This is a genomic window from Aeromicrobium ginsengisoli, from assembly GCF_004134905.2.
Lineage (GTDB): Bacteria > Actinomycetota > Actinomycetes > Propionibacteriales > Nocardioidaceae > Aeromicrobium > Aeromicrobium ginsengisoli.
Genome location: NZ_SDPQ02000004.1, coordinates 146,069 through 165,654, shown reverse-complemented (window position 1 = coordinate 165,654; position 19,586 = coordinate 146,069). Strand labels below are relative to the sequence as shown.

Below are 19,586 nucleotides of genomic sequence, written 5' to 3'. Positions count from 1 at the left end.
GCGTGCCGGGACCCGCATGGCCCTAGGCTGGGCAGGTGGCCAAGGACAAGAAGATCCGTGATCGCGGTGTCGTGATCGACGAGGGGCTCGCGACCCTGCAGCGCTGGGGCCTGCGCCTCATCGTCATCGCCGTGGCGGCGTGGATCCTCGGTCACCTGATCGGCACGGTGTGGATGGTCCTCTATCCCGTCGCGCTGGCTCTCATCGTCACGACCGTCCTCGGTCCCCCGGCGGCCTGGCTCCGCTCCAAGGGCTGGCCCGACGCCCTCGCCGCCGCCACCATCGTGCTGGGCTTCATCGGCGGCGTCGTCGGAGTCATCGCGGTCCTCACTCCACAGGTCGCGGGCCAAGCCAGCCAGGTTGCCGACGGGGCTTCCGACGGCCTCCAAAAGATCCGCGACTGGGTCACCGGCGAGCCGCTCAACCTCTCCGACGGCCAGATCACCCGCGCGATCGAGGCGGTGCAGGGCAAGCTGACCGAGAGCGCCAGCGCGATCAGCTCCGGCGTCTTCTCGACGATCGGCACCGCGACGTCGGTCATTGTCAACCTGGTCCTGGTCCTGATGCTGACGTTCTTCTTCGTCAAGGACGGCCACAAGTTCCTCCCGTGGGTCCGCGCGCTCGGCGGCCAGCGCGCCGGCGTCCACCTCGTCGAGGTCATGGAACGGGCCTGGAGCACGCTCGGCGGCTTCATCCGCACGCAGACCCTCGTGGCCCTGATCGACGCCGTCATCATCGGCGGCGGTCTCGCCATCCTCGGCTCGCCGCTCGCGGTCCCGCTCGGCGTCGTGACGTTCTTCGGTGCCTACATCCCGATCATCGGTGCCTTCGTCAGCGGCGCGCTCGCGGTGCTCGTCACGCTGGTCACCAACGGCACGAGCGACGCACTCATCGCGCTCGGCATCGTGGTCTTCGTCCAGCAGCTCGAGGGCAACGTCCTGTCGCCGTGGCTCCAGGGCAAGAACATGAACCTCCATCCCGCCGTCGTGCTGCTCTCCGTGACCGCCGGCAGCTCGCTGTTCGGCATCACGGGCGCGTTCCTCGCCGTGCCGGTCATCGCGACGGTCGCCGAGATCCTCCGCTACCTCAACGAGCGGATCGACGACTCCGTCTCGGTGCTGGCGCCCAAGGAGGACGCCCAGTCCGCCGAGACGCTCGCGGAGGACTGAGCCCGCGGTGACACCCGACCTCGACGCGCTCGCGGCTGAGCTGCCCGCCGGAGCGTTGCTGGTCGACCCGGACCGGATGGCCGGCTACCGGTGGGACCGGGCCAACGACCCCGGAGCCGGTGTCCCCCTCGCGGTCGTACGCGCGACGTCGACGGCGGACGTGCAGTCAGCCGTACGCTTCGCCGCCCGCCACGAACTCGCCGTCGTCCCACGTGGCGCCGGGACCGGGCTGTCCGGTGGAGCGTCGGCGCTCTCCGGCTGCCTCGTCGTCTCGGTGGAGCGTATGCGCGCGGTCGAGATCGACCCGGCGACCCGCATCGCCGTCGTCGAACCCGGCGCCCTGAACACCGAGGTCAAGGCCGCCGCTGCCGAGCACGGGCTCTGGTACCCGCCGGATCCCTCGTCGTACGAGATCTGCTCGATCGGCGGCAACGTCGCGACCAACGCGGGCGGGCTGTGCTGCGTCAAGTACGGCGTCACGAGCGACTACGTCCTGGGCATGACCGTGGTCCTCGCCGACGGCACCGCGGTCGAGCTCGGTGGTCCGCGACTCAAGGACGCCGCGGGGCTGTCGCTGACCAAGCTGTTCGTCGGCAGCGAGGGCACGCTCGGGATCATCACGCGCGTCCTGCTGCGGCTCGTGCCGGCACAGCGCCCGCCCTGCACACTCGTCGCCACGTTCGCATCGCTCGACGACGCGACCCGGACAGTCCTCGACCTCACCCGCACGATGCGCCCGGCGATGCTCGAGCTCATGGATCGCACGTCGATCAACGCCGTCGAGGACGTCACGATGATGGGCCTGGACCGCACCGCCGAGGCCATGCTCGTCGTGCAGTCCGACGAGCCCGCGACCCACGGCGTCGCCGAGATCGCCGAGGTCACCGCCATCTGCCAGGCCAACCACAGCACCGAAGTGTTCTCCACCGACGACGCCGAGACCGGAGAAGCGTTCGTCGTGGCGCGCCGCATGGTCATCCCGTCGCTGGAGCGCCAGGGCTCGCTGCTGCTCGAGGACGTCGGTGTGCCCGTCCCCCAGCTCGGGGCACTGGTCCGTGGCATCGAGGCGATCGCCGAGGAGCACGTCATCACCGTCGCGGTCGTCGCGCACGCCGGCGACGGCAACACGCACCCCCTGATCGTGTTCGACGCGTCCGATCCCGACGAGAGTGCGCGGGCTCAAGCCGCATACGGTCAGATCATGGATCTGGCGATCGGCCTCGGCGGCACGATCACGGGCGAGCACGGCGTCGGCCGGCTCAAGAAGGACTGGCTGCCGGCCTATCTCGGCCCGGAGGCCATGGACCTCAACCGCCGGGTCAAGGCCGCCCTCGATCCGCAGGGCATCCTCAATCCCGGCGCGGTGTTCTGACGCCTGCCAGACTTCAACGACCGACCGAGGAGGACCGATGGCAGCCGAGACCGCGCAGACGCTCGACCGTGGACTGCGCATCCTGGGGCTCGTCGCCGGGTCGGAGTCGCGGTTCACGATCAACGAGATCGCCGAGTCACTCGGGATCAGCCGCACCGTGGCCTACCGGCTCATCGTCACGCTCGAGGAGCACGACCTGCTGCACCGCGACGAGCAGGGTCGCATCGGCGCCGGGTTCGGCATGATGGCGTTCCGCAACGCGTACCTCCCCGAGCTCAAGTCGCGCGCCACCCCGGCGCTCACGCGGCTCGCCGATGCCAGCGGGACGACGGCGCACCTGACGATCGCCGACGGCGAGGACGCCGTGGCACTCGTCGTGGTCGAGCCGAGCCGCAGCGACATGCACGTGGCCTACCGGGTCGGTGCGCGTCACCGCCTTGACGCCGGCGCGGCAGGCAAGGCGATCCTGCTGGGCCGCGCTGCCAAGGACGGTGTCGCCAGCACCTCCGGCGAGCTCCAGCCCGGCGCCGCGGGACTGGCCGCGCCGGTGCGGGGCGTGCCCGGCCTCGAGGCGTCGGTCGGCATCGTCAGCCTGCACGACATCGACGCCAAGACCGTCGAGCCGCTCGTGCTGGCCGCGGCGCAAGCCGTCGCCGAAGCCCTGGCCTAGGCACCTCGGGCGGTGGATTCTCCACCGTATGAGCGACCAAACGGTGGAAGATCCACCGCTCGACCGTCAAGGTGGACGATCCACCGCTCAGCGCGAGGTGATCGTGCCTGCGACCTCGCCCAAGGTGATCGAGCCGGCGGTGGCGCGGATCGTGACGGTGTCGCCGTCCTGGAGGTACGTTCGGGTGGTGCCGTCGGCGAGCGCGAACGGTTCCGTGCCGCCCCACGACAGCTCGAGGAACGATCCGCGCTGGTCGCGGTCGGGGCCGGAGATCGTGCCCGAGCCGTAGAGGTCACCCGTACGCAGCGAGGCACCGTTGACGGTCATGTGGGCCAGCATCTGGGCGGGCGACCAGTACATCGATGCGTACGGCGGCCGTGACACGACGGTGCCGTTGACCACGACCTCCAGGTCGATGGCATAGCCGGCCGGCTCGGCGACCTGCAGGTAGTCCAGCGGTTCCGGGTCCTGGCCCGGCAACGGGGTACGTACGTCCTGCAGCGCGGAGAGCGGGGTGATCCATGGCGAGATCGAGGTCGCGAACGACTTGCCGAGGAACGGGCCCAGCGGGACGTACTCCCAGGCCTGGATGTCGCGAGCCGACCAGTCGTTGAGCAACGTCACCCCGAACACGTGATCGGCGAACGCGCCGGCCGGCACGGGCTCGCCCATGCGGCTCGGTGCACCGACGACGAAACCGAGCTCGGCCTCGATGTCCAGTGCCTGCGACGGCCCGAAGCCGGGACGCCCGTCAGCGCCCGGTCGGCGTTGACCGGCAGGGCGGACGATCGGGGTGCCGGACGGGACGACGGTGCCGGCGCGACCGTGGTAGCCGACCGGCAGGTGTCGCCAGTTGGGCAACAGGGGCTCGGCGTCGGGGCGGAAGATCCTGCCCACGTTGGAGGCGTGATTGAGGGAGGCGTAGAAGTCGACGTAGTCCGCGACCATGAACGGCCTCCGCATCCGCATCTCGACCTCGGCCAGCGGGATGCGCCCGGCAGATGAGCCAGGGAGAACGTCCTGGAGCCATGCGCGTACGGCCGCCCACGCGCCAGGGCCGGCAGCCATCAGCGGACCGAGTGACGGACCCGCCAACACCGCGGGGTCGAGACCGGGCGGCGACACCGCAGCCAACGCAGCCAGGTCGATCACATCGTCATCGAGGCGTACGACGACCAGCTCACGCCCCTCGTGCGATGCGACGCCATAGGGCAGGTGGTCGATTCCGAATCCGGTCATGCGATCAGTCCCAGCTCGAGGAGGTCTTCGTATGGTTCGGTCACGCCGCAGCAGCCGAAGCCACGGAACGTCTCTCGCACGGCAGCCGCGTCGTCAGCGGTCCACGACCCGACCTCGGCCGCCAGCCTGCCACCATCGCGGATCGCGAGCACCTCAGCCGCTTGATCCGCGGTGGAGCCGACCAGCAGCCGGCGCACGGCCACCATGATGTTGACGAATCCGTGCTGCTCGAAGCCTGTCCCGGCCTGGGTGTTGCGCACGGCGTGATGCAGTCCCGCCGTCAGCTTGAACCGGCGCGGCACCAGCGCAGCCAGCACCGCGGCGAGCTCGTGCTCGTCGGGATGGGCCGACGGCTCGACTCCGCCGGTGCGGAACTTGACCTGCCAGCCGGCGGCGCGGATCTCGTCCGCAGCGTTGAGCCACTCGGCGCCAGGGCCGGCCGGCACACGCGGCAGCTCGACCGACACCGTGACATCGTCCGGCACCGCCAGCGCGGAGACCAGCTCTCCCGCCGACAGGTCACCCAGCGGGATCTCGAACGCGACCACCCGGATGTGCGGGACGTCGTGCAGCGCGGCGATCGACTGCTCCAGCCCGCGCGGACCCGAGGTCGCGACGACCCCGATCGCAAGCGACTCGTGCGTCAGTTCGGGCACGCGATCGACATCGGTGTCGCGGACCAGCAACGGTCCGATCAGCGGGGCGTACGCGCTGGAGCGATGACCGAGGTGCTCGCGGATCGCGACATCGACGGGCGCGTTGCCGGGCGGGAACATCGCGGCGTCGTCGACCAGCGCGGTGAGACGGCCAGGAATTGTCACGCCATCACCCTAGCGGGTCATGTTATTATCGGATAGTTGTATCCGTTATCCGGACACAGGAGTCCTCGTGGCCCACTACCGCAGCGTCGGGCAGATCCCGCCCAAGCGCCACACGCAGTTCCGTACGCCCGAGGGTGCCCTGCACCGCGAGGAGCTCATGGGCGAGGAGGGCTTCTCGAGCGACTCGTCGCTGCTCTACCACCTCGGCGTCCCGTCGGGCATCGTCGCGTCGGAGGTCTGGGACCTCCCCGACCACGCCACGACCGCCAACCACCCGCTCAAGCCCCGCCACCTGCGCCTGCCCTCGCTGTTCGCCGACACCGACCCTTCGGCCACGGACCTCGTCACCGGCCGCCGCCTCGTGCTCGGTAACGGCGACGTCCGCATCTCGTACGTCGTGGGCAGCGCTCCCTCGCCGCTCTACCGCAACGCGATCGGCGACGAGTGCGTCTTCATCGAGGCCGGCTCCGGCACGGTCGAGACGGTCTTCGGCGCCCTGTCGTTCCGCACCGGCGACTACGTCATCATCCCCCGCGCCACGACGCACCGTTGGCTCCCCGACGCTTCGACAGGCTCAACGGGCGGGGTGCGCGCGTACGCGATCGAGTCCAACAGCCACGTCGCACCGCCCAAGCGCTACCTGTCGCGCTACGGCCAGCTGCTCGAGCACGCGCCCTACTGCGAGCGCGACCTGCACGGCCCGGAGACTCCCCTGCTCGTCGAGGGCATCGACGTCGAGGTCCTCGTCAAGCACCGCGGCTCCGGCGCCAACGGCATCGTCGGCAGCCGGATGACGTACGACACCCACCCCTTCGACGTGGTCGGCTGGGACGGCTGCCTCTACCCCTACACGTTCAACGTGTCGGACTACGAGCCCATCACCGGCCGCGTGCACCAGCCGCCGCCGGTGCACCAGGTGTTCGAGGGCCAGAACTTCGTGGTCTGCAACTTCGTCCCGCGCAAGGTCGACTACCACCCGCTGGCGATCCCGGTGCCCTACTACCACTCCAACGTCGACTCCGACGAGGTCATGTTCTACGTCGACGGCGACTACGAGGCACGCAAAGGATCCGGCATCGACAAGGGGTCGATCTCGCTGCACCCCGGCGGGTACGCCCACGGGCCGCAGCCGAGCGCGATCGAGGCGAGCCTCGGCGTCGAGGCGTTCGACGAGCTCGCCGTCATGGTCGACACGTTCCGGCCGCTCGAGCTCGGCGAGGGCGGTCTCGCCGCCGAGGACGACGCGTACGCCTGGTCCTGGGCCGGCCGCAGGCTCGACTCCTAGCCGTTGCCGTAGCCCCTGAACGATCGACACCCTGCTCTGAGAAGGTGGATCCATGAACGCACCGCATGACCTGCTCGACGTCGACCACCTGCTGAGCGACGAGGAGCGGGCCATCCGCGACACCGCTCGCCGGTTCGCTCAGGACCAGCTCGCGCCGCACGTCGCCGAGTGGGCCGAGACCGGCGAGCTGCCGGCCCGCGAGATCGCCAAGCAGATGGGCGGCGCCGGCCTGCTGGGCATGCACCTCGAGGGCTACGGCTGCGCCGGCGTCGGCCCCACGGCGTACGGGCTGGCCAGCATCGAGCTCGAGGCGATCGACAGCGGACTGCGCTCGCTGTTCTCGGTGCAGGGCTCGCTGGCGATGTACTCGATCCATGCCTATGGCTCCGAGGAGCAGAAGCAGCAGTGGCTCCCCGGCATGGCCGCCGGCGACTACGTCGGGGCGTTCGGCCTGACCGAGCCCGACCACGGTTCCAACCCCAACGGCATGCGTACGCGCGCCAAGCGCGACGGCGACGACTGGGTCGTCAACGGCGCGAAGATGTGGATCACGAACGGCAGCGTCGCCGACGTCGTCGTGGTGTGGGCGCAGACCGACGACGGCATCCGCGGCTTCGTCGTGCCGACCGACACCCCGGGCTTCTCCGGCCGCGCCATCAAGCACAAGATGTCGATGCGGGCGTCGGTCACCAGCGAGCTGACGTTCGAGGACATGCGGCTGCCCGGCTCGGCGCTGCTGCCCGGCGCCGAGGGCCTGCGCGGTCCGCTCGGTGCGCTCAACGAGGCCCGCTTCGGCATCGTCTTCGGCACGACCGGTGCGGCGCGATCGTGCCTCGAGACGGCGATCGACTACGCCACGACCCGCACGCAGTTCGACAAGCCGATCGGCGCGTTCCAGCTGACCCAGGGCAAGCTCGCCGACATGAGCGTCGCCCACGGCACGGCGTTGCTGCTGAGCGTCCACCTCGGGCGCCTCAAGGAGGCCGGCATCCTCAAGCCCGCCCAGGTCAGTGCCGGCAAGCTCAACAACACCCGCGTCGCCCTCGAGATCGCCCGCACGGCGCGGACGATCCTCGGCGCCAACGGCATCTCGGGCGAGTACTCCGTCATGCGCCACGCCAACAATCTCGAGTCGGTGCTGACGTACGAAGGCACCGCCGAGATCCACCAGCTGACGATCGGCCGCGAGCTGACGGGCCTCTCGGCGTTCGCCTAGCCGCCCGCCCCGCGTGAGACGCTTGGGCCATGACCGAGGCGGCAGCACCCCGACGCGGCCGGCCCGGCTATGACCAGCAGACCGTGCTCCGTCGCGCGATCGAGCTGTTCAACCGCCAGGGTTACGACGGCACCAGCATGGGCGACCTCGCCAAGGAGCTCGGGCTGACCAAGTCGGCGATCTATCACCACGTGCCGAGCAAGGAGCACCTCCTCGCCGCCGCCCTCGACGAGGCGCTCGACGGGCTGTCGGCCGCGGTCGACTCCGCCGCAGCCGCTGAGCCGGGCACCAGTGCGTACGAGCGACTGCGCACCGTCGTGCAGGAGTCGGTCGGGATCCTCGTCGAGCACCTGCCGGCGGTGACGCTGCTGCTGCGCGTGCACGGCAACAGCGAGGTCGAGCTGGCCGCCCTCAAGCGCCGGCGCCGCATCGACGAGCGCCTGGCGACGCTCGTGCAGGCCGCGGTCGACGAGGGTGCGCTGCGCGCCGACATCCCGCCCGACCTCATCAGCCGGCTGCTGTTCGGCATGGTCAACTCACTCGTCGAGTGGTACCGCCCCGGTGGCCCGGTCGACCCCGACATCCTCGCGACCTCGATCGCCACGCTGGCATTCGACGGTCTCGCCCTGCACGAGGGCTAGGCATCGAAGGTGACGGTCACGGTCTCTGTCACCGGGTGACTCTGGCAGGTCAGGACGAAGCCGGCGTCGACCTCGGCGTCCTCGAGCGCGTAGTTGCGGCGCATCTCGACCTCGCCGTCGGTGACCTTGGCCCGACATGTGCCGCACACCCCACCCTTGCAGGCGAACGGCAGGTCGTTGCGCGTCGCCGCGGCACCGTCGAGCACGCTCTGGTCGCGCGGCATGGGTGCTGTGGTCGTACGCCCGTCGAGCACGATCGTGACGTCGCTCGTGATCCCGGAGACGACCGCGTCGGCGCGATGCAGCTCCGGCGGGGGCTCGTCGACGTAGAACAGCTCGAAGTGCACCTTGGTGGGCTCGACGCCGAGCTCGTCGAGCACCGCGCGCGCATCGGCGATCAGTCCGAACGGGCCGCACAGCCACACGTGGTCAACGGCGCCGACCGGCACCAGCGCCGCCAGCAGCCGGCGCAGCCGATCCGCCTCGAGCCGGCCCGAGAACAGCTCGACGTCGCGCGGCTCCCGAGAGAGGACGTGCACGAGGTCGAAGCGTGGGCCGTAGCGGTTCTTGAGGTCGGCAAGCTCTTCGGCGAACATGACCGACTGGCTCGTGCGGTTGCCGTAGAGCATCGTGACCTGGGCGTCCGAGTGCTTGAGCATCGACGACACGATCGACAGCATCGGCGTGACGCCGGAGCCGGCGGCGATGCAGAGGTGCCTGCCACCCGCCTCGGGATCGGCGCGGAAGGTGCCCGTCGGCGTCTGCACCTCGACGCGGTCCCCTGGGCGTACGTCGTGCACGAGCCAGCTCGAGAACACGCCGTCGGGGATCTCCCGCACGCCGATGCGCGGGCGCTCACCGACGGCGGCGCAGATCGAGTACGTACGACGGTGGTCCTGCCCGTCGATCATCCGGCGGATCGTCAAGGACTGGCCGGCCGCGAAGGCGTACGCCTCGCGCAGGTCCTCAGGCACCTCGAACGTGATGGCGGCCGAGTCCTCGGTCAGCTGCTCGACCGACGCCACCGTGAGGGTGTGGAACGCGGCGCGGGCAGCCAAGACCGGGGCCACGCCGGTTGAGCCTGTCGAAACCATTCAGATCTCCTTGACGTGCTCGAAGGGCTCCAGGCACGCCGCGCAGCGATAGAGGGCCTTGCAGGCGGTGGGGCCGAACTCGGACGTGAGGTCCACCTCGGACGAGCCGCAGCGCGGGCAGGCGAGCGTACGGCGGGTGGGCTGCAGCGACAGGACGACGGGGCCGTCGTGCGACGGTGCCGGTCCGGGTGCCGAGAGGCCGTGCTCGACGAGCGCGGCGCGCCCGCGAGGGGTGATCCAGTCGCTGGACCAGGCCGGATGCAGGCTGACGCGCACCTCGACGTCGTCGAACCCTTCGTCGCGCAGCCGGTGCACCAGGTCGTCGCGCATCGTGGCCATCGCCGGGCAGCCGGAGTAGGTCGGCGTGATCGTCACGACGACTCGTTCGTCGTCGACCTCGACGTCGCGCAGCACGCCGAGGTCCTCGAGGGTCAGCATCGGCATCTCCGGATCCGTCACCGACGCGGCGGCCTCACGCGCGGCGACCATCACCAGCTCCCCATGGGGTGCGCCCGGGCCACGACCTGCATCTCGGCCAGCAGCCGGCTGAACGCCTCGGTGTGCAGTCCGTCGCGCCCGGTCTCCCCGCGTACGCCGGCCAGAGGCGCGATGTCGGGGCGGTCGACGCCGCTCATCGAGAAGACCTGCTCCAGCAGCACGTCAACCTCGTCGGCCACGGTCGACGGGTCGACCCCGACGCCCGAACCCGCGACGGCCAGCTCGACGGGATGAGTCGTGAAGAGCTCGGCCCGCAGCGGCCAGGTCGCCTCGAGGCCGGCGATCAGCCGGCGACGGGACTCCTCGGTCCCCCGCGCGAGCGTGAGGAACCAGCGACCTGCGTAGTCGCGGTGATAGGTCATCTCCTTGACGCCCTTGATCGCGACAGCCGACAACACGTGGTCGCGGCTGGCGGCAAGGCGTTGCAGCAGCGCGAGGCGCCAGGTCGAGAACAGCAGCAGCCGGGCAATCGTCACCGCGAAGTCGCCGTTGTCGGTCTCCACGAGGCGTACGTTGCGGAACTCGCGATCACCGCGGAAGAACGCGAGGGCGTCCTCCGGCGGGACCGGCGACCCCGCAGGCAGCGCCGGTACGACCGAGGGATCCGCGGCGGCGGCCCGGGCCAGCAGCAGCCGGGCCTGACCCAAGAGGTCGAGCGCGATGTTGGCCAGCGCGATGTCCTCCTCGAGGTCGGGCGCGTTGCTGCACCACTGCGACAGCCGGTGCGACATCACGAGGGCGTCGTCGGCCAGCATCAGGCAGTAGGTCGCGAGCTCGTGCGTGTCGACGCCGTCGGGCACCGTTGTGTCGACGCCGGCGAGCGGGTCCTCGAAGTCGGTGCCGAACGCCCACTGGGAGTCGTCACCGCCGAGCAGGCCGTCATAGACGGAGTCGTGGTCGGGCAGGTGGCTCGGATCAGGTGTGTGACTCATGGCCGCCTACATGTGGGGAACGTCGGAGGGGATGTCGTAGAACGTCGGGTGGCGATAGACCTTGTCGCCGCTCGGGGCGAACAGCGGGTCCTTCTCGTCAGGGCTCGAGGCCGTGATCGCGTCCGACCGGACGACCCAGATGCTGACGCCCTCGTTGCGGCGGGTGTAGACGTCGCGGGCATGGCGCACCGCCATCTCGTCGTCGGCGGCGTGCAGCGAGCCGACATGCACGTGGTTGAGCCCGCGCTTGCCCCGGACGAACACCTCGTACAACGGCCAGTCACCCTGGATATCGGTCATGCCTCTGCTCCCCTCGCGGCGAATGCCATCGCGGCCTCGCGCACCCAGGCGCCGTCCTCGTGCGCGCGGCGGCGGTGCGCGATGCGTTGCGTGTTGCACGGGCCGTTGCCCGTGATGACGTCCTTGAACTCGTCCCAGTCCGGAGAGCCGAAGTCGTGCGACTGGCGCTCCTCGTTCCACCTCAGCTCGGGATCGGGCAGCGTCACGCCGAGCGCCTTGGCCTGCGGCACGGTCATGTCGACCATGCGCTGACGCAGGTCGTCGTTGGTGTTGCGCTTGATGCCCCACGCCATCGACTGCGCGGTGTTGGGCGAGTCGTCGTCGGGCGGGCCGAACATCATGAGCGCCGGCCACCAGAAGCGGTTGACCGACTCCTGCACCATCTCGCGCTGCTCGTCGGTGCCGCGCATCATCGTCGCCAGCAGCTCGTAGCCCTGGCGCTGGTGGAACGACTCCTCCTTGCAGATGCGGATCATCGACCGGCCGTAGGGCCCGTACGACGTGCGGCACAGCGGCACCTGGTTGCAGATCGCGGCGCCGTCGACGAGCCAGCCGATCGTGCCGACGTCGGCGTAGGACAGCGTCGGGTAGTTGAAGATCGAGGAGTACTTCTGCTTGCCGTTGATCAGCATCTCGGTCAGCTCGAGCCGGGAGACGCCGAGCGTCTCGCACGCGGAGTAGAGGTAGAGCCCGTGGCCGGCCTCGTCCTGCACCTTGGCCAGCAGGATCGCCTTGCGGCGCAACGACGGCGCCCGGGTGATCCAGTTGCCCTCGGGTTGCATGCCGATGATCTCGGAGTGGGCGTGCTGAGCGACCTGCCGGATGACGGTCTTGCGGTACGCCTCAGGCATCCAGTCGCGCGGCTCGATGCGGTCGTGCCGCTCGATCGTCGCCTCGAACACCGCCCGCAGCTCGCTCTCGTCGGCCTCGGGTGCCAGCGTCATGCACGCCTCCAGAAATGTCGCGTCAACCATTTACTGACCGAACGGTCTGTAATAGTCTTGCACGCGACATCAGGTTCGCGCAACGCTGTTCATCGACGAAAGGCTCCGACCCGTGAGTGCACTGCTCGAAAGCTATGCCGGGGGCTCCTGGTTCCGCGCCAGCGACGAAGGCAAGCCCCTTCTCGACGCGTCCACAGGTGAAGAGGTTGCCCGGATCTCGGCGACCGGGCTCGACCTCTCCGCGATGGTCGAGCACGCCCGCACCGTCGGTGGACCCGCGATCCGCGCCCTGACGTTCCACCAGCGCGCCAGCATCCTCAAGGCCGTCGCCAAGCACCTCGGCGAGGACAAGGACCCCCTGTATGCACTGTCGGCGCATACCGGCGCGACCCTTCGCGACTCGCAGGTCGACATCGACGGTGGCATCGGCACGGTCTTCAGCTATGCCAGCAAGGGCACGCGCGAGCTCCCCAACGACACCGTGATCCTCGACGGCGCGACCGAGCAGCTCGGCCGGACCGGCGTGTTCCTGGGCCAGCACGTCTGGACCTCGCGGCCGGGTGTCGCAGTGCAGATCAACGCGTTCAACTTCCCGGTCTGGGGCATGCTCGAGAAGCTCGCACCGGCATTCCTCGCCGGCCTGCCGACGATCGTGAAGCCGGCGAGCCAGACGGCCTACCTGACCGAGCTCGTCGTGCGCCGCATCATCGACTCCGGCCTCATGCCCGAGGGCTCGCTGCAGCTGCTGTGCGGCAGCCCCGAAGGCCTGCTCGACCAGCTCGGCGCCCAGGACTCCGTCGCGTTCACCGGCTCCGCGAGCACCGGCGCGACCCTGCGCCAGCACCCGTCGGTGCTGCATGGCGGGGTGCAGCTCGGCGTCGAGGCCGACTCCCTCAACTGCTCGATCCTCGGCCCCGACGTGACGCCCGAGGACCCGGAGTTCGACCTCTACGTCAAGGGCGTCGTCGCCGAGATGACCGTCAAGGCCGGGCAGAAGTGCACCGCGATCCGCCGCACGATCGTGCCCGCTGCAATCGCCGACGAGGTCATCGCGGCGATCAGCGCGCGCCTCGCCAAGGTCACGGTCGGCAACCCGGCCAACCCCGACGTACGCATGGGCGCCCTCGCGAGCCTCGCCCAGCGCGACGAGGTCCGCAAGGCCGTGCAGATCCTGCGCAGCTCCGCCGAGATCGTCTACGGCGACCCCGACCGCGTGGACGTCGTCGACGCGGACGCGGAGGCCGGCGCGTTCATGTCGCCGATCCTGCTGCGGGCGACCGCCGGCGCCGGCGAGCCCCACGACGTCGAGGCGTTCGGCCCGGTCAGCACCGTCATCACGTACGACTCGGTGGACGACGCGATCGCCCTCGCGGCGCGCGGACAGGGCAGCCTCGCGGGCTCCCTCGTCACGCACGATCCGACCGTCGCGCGGGCGATCACGCTCGGCCTCGCACCGTGGCACGGCCGCATCCTCGTGCTCGACCGCGACGCTGCCCCCGAGTCGACCGGCCACGGCTCGCCGCTGCCGATGCTGGTGCACGGCGGGCCCGGGCGCGCCGGTGGCGGCGAGGAGCTCGGCGGCATCCGTGGCGTCCTGCACCACATGCAGCGCACCGCGATCCAGGCGTCGCCCGACATGCTGACGGCGATCACCGGGCAGTGGATCAAAGGCTCTGAGCAGCGCATCGACGACGTGCACCCGTTCCGCAAGAGCCTCGCCGAGCTGCGCATCGGCGACACGATCCGCTCGGCGTCGCGCACCGTCACGCTCGACGACATCGGTCACTTCGCCGAGTTCACCGGTGACACGTTCTATGCGCACACCGACCCCGAGGCGGCTGCCGCCAACCCGCTGTTCGGCGGGATCGTCGCGCACGGCTACCTCGTCGTGTCCCTGGCCGCAGGCCTGTTCGTCGATCCCGATCCGGGCCCGGTGCTGGCCAACTTCGGCGTCGACAACCTGCGGTTCCTCACGCCGGTCAAGGCCGACGACACGATCGACGTCACGCTGACCGTCAAGCAGATCACGCCGCGCAACAGCGCCTACTACGGTGAGGTGCGATGGGACGCCGTCGTCGCCAACGCCGAGGGGCAGCCCGTCGCCACGTACGACGTCCTGACCCTCGTGGCCAAGACCTGGCCCCCCACCGCTCACTGAGCCTGTCGAAACGAGAACTCCATGCACCGCATCACGGTCCAGTACGGCGTGCCTGCCGACCCCGAGGCGTTCGAGCAGCACTACACCGAGGTGCACGTCCCTCTGGCCTCGACGCTGCCGGGGCTTCGACGCTTCGTCCGCTCGCATCCTCGGGCCATGGGCGGCGACGCGCCCTACTTCGTCGCCGAGCTGTGGTTCGACGACGCCGATGCTCTCAAGACCGCGCTGAAGTCGCCCGAGATGGCCAAGACCGCTGCCGACGCGCAGACGTTCGACGTCGCCTCCATGACGACGTTCACCGGCGAGGTCACCGAGACCAACCTCTGAGCGCGGTCGCCTCTCAGAGGTTCGCGATGGCGGAGCCGGGTGACTCGATCGCGTCGGCCACGACCCGCATGAACGCCGCCGCCGTACCGCCGTCGCACACGCGGTGATCGAACACGAACGACATCTGCGCGATCTTGCGCACCGCCAGCTCGCCGTCGACGACCCACGCGCGGTCGATGACCCGGCCGAAGCCCAGGATCGCGACCTGCGGGTGGTTGATGATCGCGGCGCTGCCGTCGACGTTGAACGCTCCGTAGTTGTTGAGCGTGAAGGTGCCTCCGGTGAGCTCCTCCTGCGTCGCCCGTCCCTCCCGTGCCGCCACGGTGATCCGGCGGATCTCGGTGTCGAGCTCAGTTGTGGTCAGGCGGTGCGCGTCGAGCACGGCCGGGGCCAGCAGACCGCGGTCGGTCTGCACCGCGAGGCCGAGGTTGATGCCGGCGTACTGGATCAGCTCGTCGTTGACCGTGTCGACCTCGCCGTTGAGCTCGGGATGGGCGCGCAGCGCCGCGACCGTGAACCGGGCGAGATAGGCCAGCAGACCCGGCACGGGCTTGCCCGCGGCCTTGGCCGCCGCACGGATGGCGAACAGCTCGGTGAAGTCGACGTCGACCCACACCGTCGCCTCGGGGATCTCGCTGCGACTGCGCGACAGCGCTGCCGAGACGGCCTTGCGGAAGCCACTCATCGGCGTGCGCTGCGCGACCTCGAGGCCGGCCCGGCCCGTGGACTCGACGCGCGGCGCAGCGGCGGCAATCGCGGCCTCGACGTCGTGCCGGGTGATGAGCCCGTCGACGCCGGTGCCGGTGATGCCGAGGATGGACACGCCGGCTTCCCTGGCCAGCCGGCGTACCAGCGGGGACGACACCCGGGGCACCGAGGTCGATGACGCGGGCGCCGCAGCGACCGGAGTCGAGCGCGGACGACGCCGACGGCCGGAGCCGGCACCCTCTGGCGTGCCGTAGCCGATGAGGACGTTGCCCGATCCGGCCTGCTCCTCCTGGCGGTAGGTCTCCGCAGCCGAGGCCGGTACCAGCGCGGCCTCCACCGAGATCAAGGGACTCCCGACCGCGACCGTGCCACCCTCCTCGCCGTGCAGCTCGCTGACCCGGCCGGCGTACGGCGAGGGGACCTCGACGATCGACTTGGCGGTCTCGACCTCGACGACCGGTTGGTCGACGACGACCTCGTCACCGACCGCGACGAGCCAGCGCACGACCTCGGCCTCGGTGAGCCCTTCGCCGAGATCCGGCAGCACGAAGGTCTGGCGCTCACTCATACGTCGTCCCACTGGAGGGTGTCGACGGCGTCGAGCACGCGGTCGACGCTCGGGAGGTGGAGGTGCTCGAGCTTGGGCGGCGGGTACGGAATGTCGAACCCGGTGACCCGGCGGACCGGCGCTGCGAGGTGGTGGAAGCACCGCTCGGTGACCCGCGCGACGATCTCCGACGAGACGCTCGCGAAGCCAGGGGCCTCGGCGACCACCACGGCACGACCGGTCGAGCGTACGGCCGCGCAGACGGTCTCGTCGTCGAACGGCACGATCGAGCGGACGTCGACGACCTGCAGGCTGCGCCCCTCGGCCGCGGCGGCATCAGCGGCCTCGAGCGCGATCGGCACCGACGTGCCGTACGCGATCAGCGTCGCGTCGGTGCCTTCACGGCGTACGACCGCGCGGCCGATGCCGGGCTGTACCTCGTCGAGGTCGACCTCGTCCTTGCTCCAGTAGAGCTTCTTGGGCTCCAGCACCACGACCGGATCGGGCGACGCGATGGCCTCGCGCATCAGCGTGTACGCGTCGGCGACGGTCGCCGGCGCGACGACCGTCAGCCCCGGCGTGTGCGCGTAGTAGGCCTCCGACGAGTCGCAGTGGTGCTCGACGCCGCCGATGCCTCCGGCGTACGGGATGCGGATCGTGATCGGCATGCTCAGGGCGCCGCGGGTGCGGTTGCGCATCTTGGCGACGTGGCTGACGATCTGCTCGAACGCCGGATACGCGAACGCGTCGAACTGCATCTCGACGACGGGCCGCATGCCGTTCATCGCGAGCCCCACGGCGAAGCCCATGATCCCGGACTCGGCGAGCGGCGTGTCGAAGCAGCGGGCGCCACCGAACTCCGCCGTGAGCCCGTCGGTGACCCGGAAGACGCCACCGAGCGCGCCGACGTCCTCGCCGAACATCAGCACCGACTCGTCGGCCGTCATCGCATCGCGCAGCGCCTGGTTGAACGCCTGCGCCATCGTGATCTTCTCGTGCTCGGCCATCAGCTGACCTTCTCTCGCGAGAGCTCATCGGCGAGGAACGCCGCCTGCTCGCGCAGCTGCGGCGTCGGCGTCGCATGGACGTGTTCGAACAGGTCACCGGGAACCGGCTCGACGTCCTGCATGAGTCCGTCGCGCATGACGGTTGCCACCGCTTCGGCCTTGGCGGCGATCTCGGCGGTCCGCTCGTCGGTGAGCAGCTCTCGACCCGTGAGGTACGCCTTGGAGCGCAGCAACGGGTCACGGCCCTGCCACGCCGCGACCTCGTCGTCCTGCCGATAGCGCGTGGCGTCATCGGCGTTGGTGTGCGCCTGCATCCGATAGGTGTGCGCCTCGACGAGTGACGGTCCAGCGCCGCTGCGAGCAGCGTGCACGGCGTCGCCCAGCACCGACAGCAGCGCGGCGACGTCGTTGCCGTCGACCCGCTCCCCCGGCATGCCGTAGCCGACCGCCTTGTGCGCCAGCGACGGCGCGACGGTCTGCCGGGCGAGCGGCACCGAGATCGCGTACTCGTTGTTCTGCACGAAGAACACGACGGGCGCCTTGAACACCGCTGCGAAGTTGAGCGCCTCGTGGAAGTCGCCCTCGCTCGTCGCCCCGTCGCCGCACATCGCCATGACGACGGTGTCCTCGCCGCGCAGCGTCGCCGCGTGGGCGACGCCGACCGCATGGATCAGCTGAGTCGCCAGCGGGGTCGTCTGGGGAGCCACCCGGTGCTCGGTCGGGTCGTAGCCGCAGTGCCAGTCGCCCTTGAGCAGCGTCAGCGTCTCGACCGGGTCGACCCCGCGGCCGATGATCGAGACGACGTCACGGTAGGTCGGGAACAGCCAGTCCTGGTCGTCGAGCACCAGCGCGGCCGCGACCTCGCACGCCTCCTGCCCGTACGAGGACGGATAGACCGCGAGCCGACCCTGGCGCACCAATGCGTACGCCTGCTCGTTGATCCGGCGGCCCACCACCAGCGCCTCGTGCGCCCGCAGCAGGTCCTCGTCCGACGGGAACGCACGCTTCGGATCCTCGACGCGTCGACCGTCCTGGTCGAGCAGCTGGACGGGTTGCTCGGAGGGCAGGAAGTCATGGCTCGGCACCGGGATGCACACCTTTCGAAGACATACGTCTGTTCACAGAACAGTGCGCCACATGGCCATCCGGGTTCAAGTGCTGCATGATTGTCGAGAAGATGTCTCGCCAAGTGACATTTCAGGTGGCCGTACGTCCAGCATGACCCACGTCACACCAGTCAGGAGAGACAGATGGCCGGAGCGCCGATCGACGACATCGACACCCGCATCCTCGATGCCCTCGAGCGCGACGGTCGGCTGTCGATGCGCCAGCTCGCCGAAGAGGTCCACATCTCGCGCGCCAATGCGTACGCACGCGTCGAGCGGCTCGCCGAGTCCGGTGTCATCAAGGGCTACACCGCACTCGTCGATCCCGTCGGTCGCGGCCTCGGCACCTCGGCCTACCTCACGATGAACGTGCGCCAGCCCGACTGGCGCAGCATCCATGCCCAACTGCGGGCCCTCGACGGCGTCGAGCACATCGCGCTGGTCGGCGGCGAGTTCGACGTCGTGATGCTCGTACGCGCGCGGGACAACGCCGACCTCCGGCGCTTGGTGCTCGACGAGATCCAGGGCATCCCGGGCATCCTCAGCACGCGCACGCTGCTGGTGTTCGAGGAGTCCTCGCCCGAACGGACGGGCCAGTCATGACCGGACGGGTCGTCGTGGTCGGCAGCCTCAACGTAGACCTCGCGCTGACGTGCGACACGATCCCCGCCCCCGGTGAGACCGTCCTGGCGACCGCCGCGCGCCGGAGCGCGGGCGGCAAGGGCGCCAACCAGGCGGTCGCGGCGGCCCGGGCCGGTGGCGCCTCGACGAGCATCGTGGGAGCCGTCGGCGACGATCCGGACGGCCACTACCTGCTCGACCAGCTGGGCCGGGCCGGGGTCGGCACGGAGCGCGTCGCCGTGGTCGCCGGTCAGTCCTCGGGGCTTGCCCTCATCACGGTCGACCGCGCCGGCGAGAACGCGATCGTCGTGGCACCGGGCGCCAACGCTGCCCTCGCCATCGACGCCCCCGATCGAGAACTGCTCCACACGGCGGACGTGGTCCTCGCCCAGCTGGAGACACCGCAACAGCTCGTGGCCGAGGCCGCACGGTCGCGCCGCTCGGGCGTGCCGTTCATTCTCAACGCCGCCCCGGCGGCGCCGCTCACCGATGAGCTCGCTCGCGAGGTCGACGTGCTGGTGGTCAACGAGCACGAGGCGAGATCGGTCGCCGGCACCAACGATCTCGACGAGGCCATCCAGCTCCTCGTCGCCCGCTTCCCGGTGCTCCTGGTGACGCTCGGCGCGGGCGGTTCCGAGCTGCATCGCGCCGATCTGCCGGTCATACGAGCCCGGGCCCTCACGGTTCCGGTCGTCGACACGACCGCGGCCGGTGACACGTACTGCGGAGTCCTCGCCGCGGGCCTCGCTGCCGGCCGGCCCGTGGAACGCGCCATGCCGATCGCCGGCGCTGCCGCCTCGCTCACGGTCCAGCGGTCCGGCGCACAGGACTCGATACCCACGCGCGCCGAAGTCGAGGCGCTGCAGCCGTAGGGCTCGGTTTGGCCCGGCGTCCCGGTGGGTATCGCGGCAGGGCAGGCGTCGGCGGCGTC

20 protein-coding genes are annotated in these 19,586 nt (G+C 70.2%); 10 read left to right on the top strand and 10 right to left on the bottom strand.

Annotation, left to right across the window (positions count from 1 at the left end; translation table 11 throughout):
- Window positions 1-35 precede the first annotated feature (35 nt).
- From ESP70_RS19350 to ESP70_RS19340, 3 genes are read left to right on the top strand one after another with little or no spacing between them, the layout of a single operon-like run.
- Window positions 36-1,169 (top strand): AI-2E family transporter, encoded by a 1,134-nt coding sequence (locus ESP70_RS19350; RefSeq protein WP_149690966.1) that lies wholly within the window; start codon window positions 36-38, stop codon window positions 1,167-1,169.
- Window positions 1,170-1,176: 7 nt separating this feature from the next.
- Window positions 1,177-2,541, top strand: a complete 1,365-nt coding sequence (locus tag ESP70_RS19345; RefSeq protein ID WP_246162097.1) for an FAD-binding oxidoreductase — start codon at window positions 1,177-1,179, stop codon at window positions 2,539-2,541.
- A gap of 37 nt (window positions 2,542-2,578) precedes the next feature.
- Entirely contained in the window at window positions 2,579-3,211 is a 633-nt protein-coding gene (locus tag ESP70_RS19340; protein ID WP_149690965.1) for an IclR family transcriptional regulator, read from the top strand.
- Between the two features lie 87 nt (window positions 3,212-3,298).
- Here the strand turns inward: ESP70_RS19340 and fahA are convergent, their stop codons facing one another.
- Window positions 3,299-4,450 carry a fumarylacetoacetase gene (gene fahA / locus ESP70_RS19335; protein WP_149690964.1) on the bottom strand — a complete coding sequence of 384 codons (1,152 nt, stop codon included), beginning with the start codon at window positions 4,448-4,450 and terminating at the stop codon, window positions 3,299-3,301.
- On the bottom strand, window positions 4,447-5,271 hold the full coding sequence (locus ESP70_RS19330) for a hypothetical protein (protein ID WP_149690963.1): 825 nt from the start codon (window positions 5,269-5,271) through the stop codon (window positions 4,447-4,449). The genes fahA and ESP70_RS19330 overlap by 4 nt, the downstream gene beginning before the upstream one ends.
- A 67-nt stretch (window positions 5,272-5,338) precedes the next feature.
- Between ESP70_RS19330 and ESP70_RS19325 the strand changes: the two genes are divergently transcribed.
- The 3 genes from ESP70_RS19325 to ESP70_RS19315 are packed head-to-tail and all read left to right on the top strand — an operon-like array spanning window position 5,339 to window position 8,413.
- The gene (locus ESP70_RS19325; protein ID WP_149690962.1) at window positions 5,339-6,556 is read left to right on the top strand and encodes a homogentisate 1,2-dioxygenase; all 1,218 of its coding nucleotides are present in this window, start codon (window positions 5,339-5,341) and stop codon (window positions 6,554-6,556) included.
- A gap of 52 nt (window positions 6,557-6,608) precedes the next feature.
- Window positions 6,609-7,772, top strand: a complete 1,164-nt coding sequence (locus ESP70_RS19320; RefSeq protein ID WP_149690961.1) for an acyl-CoA dehydrogenase family protein — start codon at window positions 6,609-6,611, stop codon at window positions 7,770-7,772.
- A 29-nt stretch (window positions 7,773-7,801) separates the two neighbouring features.
- Entirely contained in the window at window positions 7,802-8,413 is a 612-nt protein-coding gene (locus ESP70_RS19315) for a TetR/AcrR family transcriptional regulator (RefSeq protein ID WP_149690960.1), read from the top strand.
- On the opposite strand, the gene paaE is transcribed toward ESP70_RS19315, so the two are convergent.
- From paaE to paaA, 5 genes are read right to left on the bottom strand one after another with little or no spacing between them, the layout of a single operon-like run.
- Complete coding sequence (gene paaE / locus ESP70_RS19310) at window positions 8,410-9,507, bottom strand: 1,2-phenylacetyl-CoA epoxidase subunit PaaE (RefSeq protein ID WP_149690959.1); 1,098 nt, start codon at window positions 9,505-9,507, stop codon at window positions 8,410-8,412. The genes ESP70_RS19315 and paaE overlap by 4 nt on opposite strands.
- Entirely contained in the window at window positions 9,508-9,996 is a 489-nt protein-coding gene (paaD, locus tag ESP70_RS19305) for a 1,2-phenylacetyl-CoA epoxidase subunit PaaD (protein ID WP_149690958.1), read from the bottom strand.
- Window positions 9,996-10,937 carry a 1,2-phenylacetyl-CoA epoxidase subunit PaaC gene (gene paaC, locus ESP70_RS19300; protein WP_149690957.1) on the bottom strand — a complete coding sequence of 314 codons (942 nt, stop codon included), beginning with the start codon at window positions 10,935-10,937 and terminating at the stop codon, window positions 9,996-9,998. Before paaC ends, paaD begins: the two co-directional genes overlap by 1 nt.
- Window positions 10,938-10,943: 6 nt before the next feature.
- Window positions 10,944-11,237: a 1,2-phenylacetyl-CoA epoxidase subunit PaaB gene (gene paaB / locus ESP70_RS19295; protein WP_149690956.1), complete on the bottom strand. Its 294-nt coding sequence runs from the start codon at window positions 11,235-11,237 to the stop codon at window positions 10,944-10,946.
- Window positions 11,234-12,181, bottom strand: a complete 948-nt coding sequence (gene paaA / locus ESP70_RS19290; RefSeq protein WP_149690955.1) for a 1,2-phenylacetyl-CoA epoxidase subunit PaaA — start codon at window positions 12,179-12,181, stop codon at window positions 11,234-11,236. The genes paaB and paaA overlap by 4 nt, the downstream gene beginning before the upstream one ends.
- Before the next feature lie 112 nt (window positions 12,182-12,293).
- Between paaA and paaZ the strand changes: the two genes are divergently transcribed.
- Complete coding sequence (gene paaZ, locus ESP70_RS19285) at window positions 12,294-14,339, top strand: phenylacetic acid degradation bifunctional protein PaaZ (protein ID WP_149690954.1); 2,046 nt, start codon at window positions 12,294-12,296, stop codon at window positions 14,337-14,339.
- Between the two features lie 21 nt (window positions 14,340-14,360).
- The gene (locus ESP70_RS19280; protein ID WP_149690953.1) at window positions 14,361-14,666 is read left to right on the top strand and encodes an EthD family reductase; all 306 of its coding nucleotides are present in this window, start codon (window positions 14,361-14,363) and stop codon (window positions 14,664-14,666) included.
- Between the two features lie 13 nt (window positions 14,667-14,679).
- Here the strand turns inward: ESP70_RS19280 and ESP70_RS19275 are convergent, their stop codons facing one another.
- From ESP70_RS19275 to pdhA, 3 genes are read right to left on the bottom strand one after another with little or no spacing between them, the layout of a single operon-like run.
- Window positions 14,680-15,942 (bottom strand): dihydrolipoamide acetyltransferase family protein, encoded by a 1,263-nt coding sequence (locus tag ESP70_RS19275; protein ID WP_149690952.1) that lies wholly within the window; start codon window positions 15,940-15,942, stop codon window positions 14,680-14,682.
- Window positions 15,939-16,928 (bottom strand): alpha-ketoacid dehydrogenase subunit beta, encoded by a 990-nt coding sequence (locus ESP70_RS19270; RefSeq protein WP_149690951.1) that lies wholly within the window; start codon window positions 16,926-16,928, stop codon window positions 15,939-15,941. The genes ESP70_RS19275 and ESP70_RS19270 overlap by 4 nt, the downstream gene beginning before the upstream one ends.
- Window positions 16,928-18,013, bottom strand: a complete 1,086-nt coding sequence (gene pdhA / locus ESP70_RS19265) for a pyruvate dehydrogenase (acetyl-transferring) E1 component subunit alpha (RefSeq protein WP_149690950.1) — start codon at window positions 18,011-18,013, stop codon at window positions 16,928-16,930. Before pdhA ends, ESP70_RS19270 begins: the two co-directional genes overlap by 1 nt.
- Before the next feature lie 165 nt (window positions 18,014-18,178).
- Between pdhA and ESP70_RS19260 the strand changes: the two genes are divergently transcribed.
- Window positions 18,179-18,637 (top strand): Lrp/AsnC family transcriptional regulator, encoded by a 459-nt coding sequence (locus tag ESP70_RS19260; protein ID WP_149690949.1) that lies wholly within the window; start codon window positions 18,179-18,181, stop codon window positions 18,635-18,637.
- Window positions 18,634-19,527, top strand: coding sequence for a ribokinase (locus tag ESP70_RS19255; protein ID WP_149690948.1), 894 nt, complete (start codon window positions 18,634-18,636; stop codon window positions 19,525-19,527). Before ESP70_RS19260 ends, ESP70_RS19255 begins: the two co-directional genes overlap by 4 nt.
- Window positions 19,528-19,586: the final 59 nt, after the last annotated feature.

What these genes read in the sequence shown, in the direction of transcription:
- ESP70_RS19320 (WP_149690961.1), top strand. Translation starts at nt 6,609, where the DNA reads ATGAACGCACCGCATGACCTGCTCGACGTCGACCACCTGCTGAGCGAC.
- paaA (WP_149690955.1), bottom strand. Translation starts at nt 12,181, where the DNA reads ATGACGCTGGCACCCGAGGCCGACGAGAGCGAGCTGCGGGCGGTGTTC.
- paaE (WP_149690959.1), bottom strand. Translation starts at nt 9,507, where the DNA reads ATGGTTTCGACAGGCTCAACCGGCGTGGCCCCGGTCTTGGCTGCCCGC.
- ESP70_RS19315 (WP_149690960.1), top strand. Translation starts at nt 7,802, where the DNA reads ATGACCGAGGCGGCAGCACCCCGACGCGGCCGGCCCGGCTATGACCAG.
- ESP70_RS19260 (WP_149690949.1), top strand. Translation starts at nt 18,179, where the DNA reads ATGGCCGGAGCGCCGATCGACGACATCGACACCCGCATCCTCGATGCC.
- paaC (WP_149690957.1), bottom strand. Translation starts at nt 10,937, where the DNA reads ATGAGTCACACACCTGATCCGAGCCACCTGCCCGACCACGACTCCGTC.
- fahA (WP_149690964.1), bottom strand. Translation starts at nt 4,450, where the DNA reads ATGACCGGATTCGGAATCGACCACCTGCCCTATGGCGTCGCATCGCAC.
- paaD (WP_149690958.1), bottom strand. Translation starts at nt 9,996, where the DNA reads ATGGTCGCCGCGCGTGAGGCCGCCGCGTCGGTGACGGATCCGGAGATG.
- ESP70_RS19255 (WP_149690948.1), top strand. Translation starts at nt 18,634, where the DNA reads ATGACCGGACGGGTCGTCGTGGTCGGCAGCCTCAACGTAGACCTCGCG.
- ESP70_RS19275 (WP_149690952.1), bottom strand. Translation starts at nt 15,942, where the DNA reads ATGAGTGAGCGCCAGACCTTCGTGCTGCCGGATCTCGGCGAAGGGCTC.
- ESP70_RS19270 (WP_149690951.1), bottom strand. Translation starts at nt 16,928, where the DNA reads ATGGCCGAGCACGAGAAGATCACGATGGCGCAGGCGTTCAACCAGGCG.
- ESP70_RS19280 (WP_149690953.1), top strand. Translation starts at nt 14,361, where the DNA reads ATGCACCGCATCACGGTCCAGTACGGCGTGCCTGCCGACCCCGAGGCG.
- paaB (WP_149690956.1), bottom strand. Translation starts at nt 11,237, where the DNA reads ATGACCGATATCCAGGGTGACTGGCCGTTGTACGAGGTGTTCGTCCGG.
- ESP70_RS19340 (WP_149690965.1), top strand. Translation starts at nt 2,579, where the DNA reads ATGGCAGCCGAGACCGCGCAGACGCTCGACCGTGGACTGCGCATCCTG.